Source organism: Oligella urethralis DSM 7531 (genome assembly GCF_000372065.1).
Lineage (GTDB): Bacteria > Pseudomonadota > Gammaproteobacteria > Burkholderiales > Burkholderiaceae_B > Oligella > Oligella urethralis.
The window spans coordinates 1-8,030 of sequence record NZ_AQVB01000033.1 but is presented as its reverse complement, the minus strand read 5'-3'; the positions used below and the strand labels follow the sequence as shown (position 1 = coordinate 8,030).

At 46.0% G+C, this 8,030-nt stretch carries 9 protein-coding genes and 1 pseudogene; 4 read left to right on the top strand and 6 right to left on the bottom strand.

Translation table 11 applies throughout. The annotated features are described in order from the left end of the window. Positions 1-267, top strand: a 267-nt coding sequence (locus tag A3GA_RS11715) for a transposase (RefSeq protein ID WP_018027418.1), incomplete at its 5' end; no start/stop codon positions are given. 164 nt (positions 268-431) lie between these two features. On the opposite strand, the gene efeB is transcribed toward A3GA_RS11715, so the two are convergent. From efeB to A3GA_RS0110765, 5 genes are all read right to left on the bottom strand, one after another. Further along, positions 432-1,718, bottom strand: a complete 1,287-nt coding sequence (efeB, locus tag A3GA_RS0110785; RefSeq protein WP_018027417.1) for an iron uptake transporter deferrochelatase/peroxidase subunit — start codon at positions 1,716-1,718, stop codon at positions 432-434. A 3-nt stretch (positions 1,719-1,721) separates the two neighbouring features. After that, positions 1,722-2,642, bottom strand: coding sequence for an EfeM/EfeO family lipoprotein (locus tag A3GA_RS0110780; RefSeq protein ID WP_040614296.1), 921 nt, complete (start codon positions 2,640-2,642; stop codon positions 1,722-1,724). Next, a complete protein-coding gene (locus A3GA_RS0110775) occupies positions 2,614-3,471 on the bottom strand; it encodes an FTR1 family iron permease (protein ID WP_018027415.1) in 858 nt (285 codons plus the stop codon). The genes A3GA_RS0110780 and A3GA_RS0110775 overlap by 29 nt, the downstream gene beginning before the upstream one ends. A gap of 21 nt (positions 3,472-3,492) precedes the next feature. Further along, positions 3,493-3,816 carry a cupredoxin domain-containing protein gene (locus A3GA_RS0110770; RefSeq protein WP_048767603.1) on the bottom strand — a complete coding sequence of 108 codons (324 nt, stop codon included), beginning with the start codon at positions 3,814-3,816 and terminating at the stop codon, positions 3,493-3,495. Positions 3,817-3,937: 121 nt separating this feature from the next. Then, the gene (locus A3GA_RS0110765; RefSeq protein ID WP_018027412.1) at positions 3,938-4,495 is read right to left on the bottom strand and encodes an iron transporter; all 558 of its coding nucleotides are present in this window, start codon (positions 4,493-4,495) and stop codon (positions 3,938-3,940) included. 296 nt (positions 4,496-4,791) lie between these two features. Here A3GA_RS0110765 and A3GA_RS11710 point away from each other — a divergent pair, with 296 nt between their 5' ends. Genes A3GA_RS11710 through A3GA_RS0110755 form a run of 3 tightly spaced genes read left to right on the top strand, consistent with a single transcriptional unit; the run spans position 4,792 to position 7,651 of the window. Continuing rightward, entirely contained in the window at positions 4,792-5,586 is a 795-nt protein-coding gene (locus A3GA_RS11710) for a TonB-dependent receptor plug domain-containing protein (RefSeq protein ID WP_048767602.1), read from the top strand. A 15-nt stretch (positions 5,587-5,601) separates the two neighbouring features. Next, positions 5,602-6,801, top strand: coding sequence for a TonB-dependent receptor domain-containing protein (locus A3GA_RS11705; RefSeq protein ID WP_081606615.1), 1,200 nt, complete (start codon positions 5,602-5,604; stop codon positions 6,799-6,801). Between the two features lie 19 nt (positions 6,802-6,820). Then, positions 6,821-7,651, top strand: a complete 831-nt coding sequence (locus A3GA_RS0110755) for an SAM-dependent methyltransferase (protein WP_018027409.1) — start codon at positions 6,821-6,823, stop codon at positions 7,649-7,651. A 130-nt stretch (positions 7,652-7,781) separates the two neighbouring features. Here A3GA_RS0110755 and A3GA_RS12515 read toward each other — a convergent pair. Beyond that, positions 7,782-7,997: pseudogene (locus A3GA_RS12515) on the bottom strand (group II intron maturase-specific domain-containing protein); the annotation flags it as partial. Between the last annotated feature and the right edge of the window lie 33 nt (positions 7,998-8,030).

Genomic DNA, 8,030 nt, shown 5'->3' with positions numbered 1-8,030 from the left:
TGGCATCATGTGGCAACGCTCTTTGCCTACCCTGAGGACATCCGACGGGCGATCTATACCACCAACGCCATTGAGTCCCTTAACAGCGTCATTCGCAAGGCCACGAAGCGTCACAAGCTCTTCCCGAACGACGAGGCCGCCATGAAAGTGGTGTTTTTAGCCATCTATGAGGCAAGTAAACGGTGGACAATGCCGATTAGGAACTGGCATCAAGCGTTAAATCAGTTTAGTATAGAGTTTGGGGAAAGGGTTCTGAACCACTTATAAAAAAAATCAAGTTACACAAAATACCTTACACCCTCTTACCTTGACCCTGCGGCAAGCCCTGACTTTACATTAGGGCTTTTAAGGATTTGCCTGTTGACACCACGTAACGAGACGGGCACAAACAACGCTCTCAATCGCTCACTGCAGAGATACCTTGACTCACACTAGCCCTTCATCAAGCCTTGGCCTAGATAGTTATCACCGCCTTCCATCCCCGGCAAAACAAAATAATAACCACCCCCAAAGGGCTTAATATAGCGCTCCAAGGGCTCACCGTTAAGCCTTGTTTGAGTATGAATAAAGCCTCGATACAAGTCATTCTGAAATGCTATGAAGATCAACCCCATATCCAAAAGCCCAGAGGCATGCACCCCTAGCGAGTAACTAAAACTGCGACGTCTCATCTTAGAGACATGGCGCTCGGGATCGCGCGGCTCGGCCCGACGCATATGTGAATCATACAAAATGCGGTCTCCATGCGGGTCTTTTAGTAGCTCTGGATCGTCAAACTCACCCTTCATACCAATCGGCGCGCCACTACGCTTATCCCTGCCAAAGTCGTTTTCCTGATCCTCCAACGGCGTGCGATCCCAAAACTGCAAATTAAAACGAATTAGTCGCACCGCCATATATGATCCGCCCTCGCACCAACTCGGCTCCTCTTGTTTAGGCGTAACCCAGACTAAATCATCCATCAAAGCAGCGTCCTTGCTGTCGGCATTACCCGTACCGTCCTTGAAACCAAATAAATTAATCGCCGTCTGCCCACGGTCAATATCACGGGCTGGTAGGAAGCCGTCAATCTTCCATACTGGTGACATATAGCGCTCGGTATGTCGCACGATATCGCGTAACGCATAAATCACACTCTCACGACTATTGGCACAAAACTGCAGTAGTAAATCACCGCCCACCCAGCTAGCCTCTAAACGATCATTAGGAAAGCGAGCCATCTCCATCAAATGCTTAGGCTTACGGTCCTTAAGACCAAAGCGATCGTCAAATAACGTGTGACCGACCGCCACGGTAACCGTTAACAAATCAGGCTCTAATTTACCGCCTAAGATCCCAGACTCTGCCGGTGGCAAGCGATCATCCTCATCCACCGGAATTTGTTGAGGTGCTGTTAAATAACTAATACGGCGTGAAAGCACCCTAAACAGCTCATCCAGCTCCTCGACTGTATCAATGGTTAGATTAAAAGTAATAACTATCGCTTCCTTGTGATCTGGTGTAATCACGCCCTGCTGATGCGGCCCATGCGCATCAATATAGCGAGCGTAATTTGGCATACAGCTCGTGTTATCGGCAGTTCGTGTTGCGTCCTTGGCAAAGGCGCTATGCGTTGCTGCCGCCCCCAAGGCACTCATCCCCACCCCCAACTGCCCAAATCGGCGTAATACATGACGACGTGAAGAGGAAAAATGACGGCGCTTGCGATGGGTTGACATAATCTACTCCGACTTATACTTAAAATACACTTCAATATCCAATAAAGCGCGTAGCTCAGCCAGCTGCTGAGCCTGCTCCGTAACGAGGGAATAGAGACGCGCCTTATCAGCTGCATTTAGCTGATTAAACTGTTTAAAGCCCTCGCCCTCACGATAGTTATCCATAATGTGTTGAATGCGCTCAAAAACAGCAGTGATATTAGCCATCACCGGCTCATCAATAAAGGGCGCTAATAAGCTCACCACCTGCCGCGAGCCATCAATATTAGCTTGTATATCCGCCAAATCGGAGCCCGCATATTGATTTTCGATGCCGAGCAACTTCTTTTCCAAAATCATTTCCATAAAATCGGCGGCCGATTGCACTAACTTAGCAATCTCCAGCGTTTCAATAGCAATGCGCTTATTTACATCCCGTAATTGATACAGCAAATCCTGCGTATCTCGGATCGTCTTTTCCTCATCAGCAAGCACGAAAATATCATATTCGACACGATGATAGCCTTTGAAATTTGGATTCGCCTCGCGATCCAGATAATAATCTGCCCGCGTATTGACCACATCATCAATAAAACCAAAAGACTGTAATGCCGGACGAATCCGCTCATAAGCTTGATGCGCCCTAATGTAATGTGGCTTCGCCTCAGCCAACGCAGCGCTCTCCGCCAACTCAACGATCATCGTTAATTCCGCAATCGACTCCTCAATCGCAGATGCCATATACTGCATATACGCCTCAATGGCTGGTATAAACTTCTGAGGGGTAGGAATATCACCTTTGGCCGCGGTAGCATCCCCCGTATTCAGCACTGGGGCGCGTATCGCGTGCGCTGGCATCACCTGCACCAGCAAAGCGGCGACTAACAATGTTAGACTCGCCGCTTTAGCTGGACGATTAAGCCACTTCAACTCGTTGTATCTCATGATGATTAGGCCGTTTAAAAATAAACACAACCAGCGCCCAAAACACCACAAAGACAATCACATTGAGTAAGGTCGGCTGGTCACGGTAAGCAAAAAAGGAACCCGCTAAATTACCCACAACACTTGAGGTACTTAATAGCGCAGAGCTATCCCATAACTCGCTATAAGTCCATGCTGGTAGCAATTCAATATAATCACTCTCCACCAGCAAATTAACAACATCCTCAACCGCGCGCATCAGCAGTGACAGACCTAAAAATAAGAGCAAAAAGCCGGTCACATTAAAGAACTTCTTCCATGACACCACGCGACTCGTCAAAATAAATAAGTAAAAAGTAGCTAATGATGCGAGTAAGCCAATCGCCACCTCGGTAATAAAAGCCAGACTATTTTGCGCATTAAGTGCCATGATCTGCGCCGATAAGAAAACCACAATCTCTGAACCTTCGCGTGCAATGGCCACTAAAATCACAAACAAGGCGCCCCACCAAGCATAGCTCTCGCGGCTTTTGACCATCTCACTCTCTATCGCCGATTTCATATGGCGAGCGTTTTTGTGCATCCAGTAAACCATTTGCACAATTAAAACGCATGCGATGATTTGCATAATGATCATAAAGATCGTTTGTGGCGCCCCTTCTAAGGCACTAAACACCCCATAAATCACCAATGCTAAAATCACTGCCACCAGTATGCCGAGCAGTACCCCGCCCCACAAGTAACGCATACAACTGCGATCCTCCTGCTTAGCCATCCATGCATAAATAATACCGATGACCAGCAAGGCCTCAAAACATTCTCGCCATACGACAAACGCAACTTGGCCCATGGTGACACTCCCTTTAATAATTTACTTAACGATTAACTTGCCCTTAGGTTTATCTAGATGAAAGTCATCAAAAAAGTCATATTCACCAGGCTTTTTAGGAGCAATCACCACTACCGAGGTCACCCCCGGCGCCAAAACCTTTTCCTTGCGCAATTGCAGACTCTCAAACTCTGCTGGACCGGTACCAATATTTGTCACCTCAATACGGATAATGGTATTGGCTGGCGCCTCTAACACCATCGGAATCAAATCACCGTCCTTCATTTGCAACTGCACCGTGTGCTTTTCTTTACCCTTAGCCATGACGGGCGAAGCGCTTAAGAAAAAGGACGTGATTAATGCCATTAAAAGAAATACTATTTTTCTCATTGGACTACCTATTCAAAAAAAGAAAAAGCTCACAGACCGACCGCTAGCGGCTTCCTGTGAGCTTAAACACTGAGACTACGCCCTCCGGGCGCAGTGCTTAGTAACTACCCTTACGTCCGGTACCGCTGTAATCAAACTCCCAAGACACATCAAAAGGCCGGAACCACGGACCAACACCGGTCTCCTTATCAATGTGGCGACCCATTTGATTTGGGTTAGGAGGAGAAATATTAAACGTCACTTTGTACTTGCCGTGACCGTCTAATTTGACGTTATCCCCATAGTGTGGACCATCACTTGCGACCATCATCATAAAATGACCGTCATGATTGAAGTTACTGCCACCATCAACCTTTTTGATGTTATAAGTGATGTTCAGATTAGGAATCCAATCACCTTCAGCAAAGCCGTTAGGGTTACCATCCAGCGCATGAATATCAGCCTCTAAGTGAATATCGGAGTCCTTAGCAGGACGATGCTGGTGCTCCGGCTCTACGCCCTCATTATCCATCGTGATGGGCTGTAAATAAACACCCACGATTTCCATACCATCTTTTAGCACAGGCTCACCGACTGGATACTCTTGTGCATTTGCCGCTGAAGCAAATAATAAGGCGGTCGCACTAGCTAGTAACGCATTGCCAATTAACTTCATATCTAACTCCTCTTTGTTAATATTGAGTATGATTCTCATTATTAATATACTCTCCTTCACTTGCCCTTTCAATAGGTAATTTGTAAAAAATCAGTGAGTTATTAGCGCTAACATAAAAAACCGAGGGCTGTATACACGCCCTCAGCCCCCACACGTTAGCAAGCATATTTATATAAGTTTTAAATGATTAAATAACTTGACACTCACCTCAATCTAAATGATAATTATTATCGATTATTACTTTGGGTAATAATTATATTCTTTTTGTCTATAAGTGTTTTTACTAAATTAATTCCATGTCAACAAAACCTTCTTTATTATCGCTATGCTTAATGGGCGGCCTAGGGAGTATTAGTGCCTTTGCTCAGGCCCAAACTAATACCGCTGAGTCTGCCGAAGTATTCCAGCTTCCTAATGTTGTTGTGACCACTACGGAACCTGCCACACAAAAAACGATTAGTCGTGATGATATACAGCTAAAACAAGCAAACAGTATTGCTGACGTCTTATCTAATGAACCCTCCATTAGTGTGGGCGGTGGCGCCCGAAACGCACAACGCTTCTACTTAAGAGGTATTGATTCAGGCAACTTAAATGTCACTATTGATGGTGCTACACAAGGTCGCAGCTTACATCAACACCGAGGTAATATTGGTAGCATCGATCCTCAATTATTAAAACGAGTCACCATTCAACCAGGCCCTAGAGCTGATGCGGGACCGGGTGCCTTAGGTGGTAGTGTGCGCTTTGAAACAGTGGATGCTCAAGACTTATTAAAAGGCGATCGCAAAGCCGGTTTTATCGCAAAAACGGGCTACGCCACCGCTGATAAAGCCAAGCAAGGTGGGCTTACTTTGTACGGCTTAGTGGCTGATCGTATTGGTCTATTAGCCCATATTGGCGCTGTTAATCGTGAAGACTACCGCGAAGGGGGTGGTCAACGAACCCCTAACTCAGCAGGTCAAGATAGAGACTATATGCTTAAACTCAGTCTTATTGAGCAATACGGTCATAGCTTAAGAATCGGTGCCTCACGCAGCCAAAATACAGGGCTTTATCTATTTGGATCGATAGGTAGCGATATGGGCTAACCGCCCGAAAATTCAATTCCTTCACGTCAACGGATACAACGCAACACCTATACGCTTGAACACCGTTTTAACCGTGATGACATTGCCTGGTTGGACTGGAAACTCAATCTCTATGCTAATCGCAATAAACTCACCGATTATCAAGCTAACCGCTCAGCTAAGACCAATGCCTATGGCGGTAGCGCAAAAAACACCTTCAAAGCAGAATATGGTGATCTTTATAATCAACTCACCGTTGGCGCAGACTATCATTATGAAGAAGGAGAAACCAATGGTCTAATGGGACCACGCTTTCTTGGAACCAAAAAGAAAACAACCGATAGTAAAAACCTCGGTCTCTTTATTCAAAATGAATTACAGTTCAAACGACTTCGTGTAGGCGCTGGCCTTCGCTTTGACCGTTATAGCACTGACTACGGTCCCTACCATATGAGCGATAGTCACTTCTCACCTAATATCAGTGCTGAACTTGAATTAGCTTATGGCTTTAGTGTTGACGCTAGCCATGCTCGCGCCGTCCGTGGGAGTGGCAGCATACCCATGGGCTTTTTAACGCGGGTCGATGATAAGACGAACTTCAATAATGGCCAGCCCTTAAAAGCAGAAAAGTCCAAATCAACCGAGTTTGGTTTAAGCTTCAAAAAATCTGGCGTATTTACTCAATATGATGCACTTAGTGCGAGAGCAAGTTATTTTAATACCCATATCGATAATATGATTGAGTGGGTCGGTGGTGGTATGACATATCCTGCCTTTATCCGCAATATGCCGGGTACCTTAAGAACAAAAGGTTGGGATATCCGCCTATCGTGGAGTATTCCACAATATCAAACCACGCTTGCCTTAACCAAAGCGGACGTGACAGCTGATGGCAAACCCTTAGGGGTAGTACGCCGCAAAGGTGCAGCCTTGGGCGATCGCCTCACTTGGAGCCATCGTTGGCAAGTAAATGAGGAGATTAGCCTTGCATATCATTTAAATGCTGTACGTCGCAACAAAGATGTTCCAGGTAGTTCCATCGAACGCCCTGGCTATGCACTGCATGATATTCAAGCACAATGGGAGCCGAAGGCAGTACCTGGGCTTAGCCTTAACTTTGCCGTCCACAACCTAACTGATAAGCGTTATAGCAGCCACACCTCTATTGCTTTTAGAGACTCTGTTCTAATGGAGCCCGGTCGTGATTTTCGCTTCACCCTTCGCTATCAGTATTAATTCATAAGGACGTAGAGTTATGAGCAATTACCGTAAACAAGCAACCACACTGTTTAAAAGGCTAAGCTCCCTGCTTATCCTATGCTTAGCCATACCGACCGCTGCTGCCAGCAACGGACAGCTAAGTTTAATCAGTATGGGCATTGGTGATGCTGACAACATCACCGTAAAGGCACTACGCACCTTAGAAGCGGCCGATATTGTATTCGGCATGCAGGTAGTGATGGATAAATACCCTGATTTACTGGCGGACAAGGAACTCCATGAGGCTGGGCATGGCCTATTTACATCGATGAAACAACCAATGTCAGCCTCAGAGCTTAAGGCTTTTGAGGACAAAAACCGTCAAATTATCCGCGAGGCCATCGCCAATGGCAAAAATGTCGCCATCATTGATTATGGTGACCCACTTGTGTATGGACCGCAAAGCGGGTATTTAGATGAGTTTCGCGATCTATCACCGCAGGTCATTCCCGGGATCTCCAGCTTTAATGCTGCAAATGCTGCCCTCGCCACGAGCATTACCAGTGGCAAAAGCAGTCATTCAGTAATACTCACAGCAGCAATGAATGCGGATGAAAACTATCAGGGGAGTGATTCGCTAGCGACATTAGCTGCGAGTAAAAGTAGCTTGGTATTTTTCACAATGAAAATGAACCTACCCGAAGTTGTTGCTCAGCTAAAAACACATTATCCCGATGAGACACCCATCGCGATTGTTAATCACGCTGGTTCAGCAGAACAGCAGCAGGTCATCAAAACGACTCTAGGCACCTTATTAAAGGATACTGATGAGGGTGAAAAACTACCCTTTGAACACCTTATTTACGTTGGTGACTTTCTTCAATGAGTGACCCCCAACAAGCACCTAAGCTAACTGCTCAAATTGGCTTGGGTGCTGCCATTTTATTGGTGATTGCCAATATGATCGGTACGGGTATCGACTCAAACGGTGGTTTATAGCCTAATTGTTTAAGTCGTCTATGTAGCCGTTTAGGCTTTTTCCATAGCTTAAGTTGTATGCTGCGAAGCCGTCTTCGCACCCACTGCGCCAGCTCGTTAAAGGTACTTTTCGTGTCGGCAATCCTAAAATACTGAGCAAATCCCCTAAGCAGGGGGTTAAGTTGCTTAATAACGCTCGCTAGCGGTCGCCCACTATTTCGCTTCGTCATCGCCTTAACCTTTTGCTTAAACAGCGACAGCTTCTTAGGCTGTATCTTTGTGTAGTG

Excerpts from the sequence above, each read along its gene's own strand:
- efeB (WP_018027417.1), bottom strand. The coding sequence starts at position 1,718 with ATGTCAACCCATCGCAAGCGCCGTCATTTTTCCTCTTCACGTCGTCAT.
- A3GA_RS0110780 (WP_040614296.1), bottom strand. The coding sequence starts at position 2,642 with ATGAGATACAACGAGTTGAAGTGGCTTAATCGTCCAGCTAAAGCGGCG.
- A3GA_RS0110775 (WP_018027415.1), bottom strand. The coding sequence starts at position 3,471 with ATGGGCCAAGTTGCGTTTGTCGTATGGCGAGAATGTTTTGAGGCCTTG.
- A3GA_RS0110770 (WP_048767603.1), bottom strand. The coding sequence starts at position 3,816 with ATGGCATTAATCACGTCCTTTTTCTTAAGCGCTTCGCCCGTCATGGCT.
- A3GA_RS0110765 (WP_018027412.1), bottom strand. The coding sequence starts at position 4,495 with ATGAAGTTAATTGGCAATGCGTTACTAGCTAGTGCGACCGCCTTATTA.
- A3GA_RS11710 (WP_048767602.1), top strand. The coding sequence starts at position 4,792 with ATGTCAACAAAACCTTCTTTATTATCGCTATGCTTAATGGGCGGCCTA.
- A3GA_RS0110755 (WP_018027409.1), top strand. The coding sequence starts at position 6,821 with ATGAGCAATTACCGTAAACAAGCAACCACACTGTTTAAAAGGCTAAGC.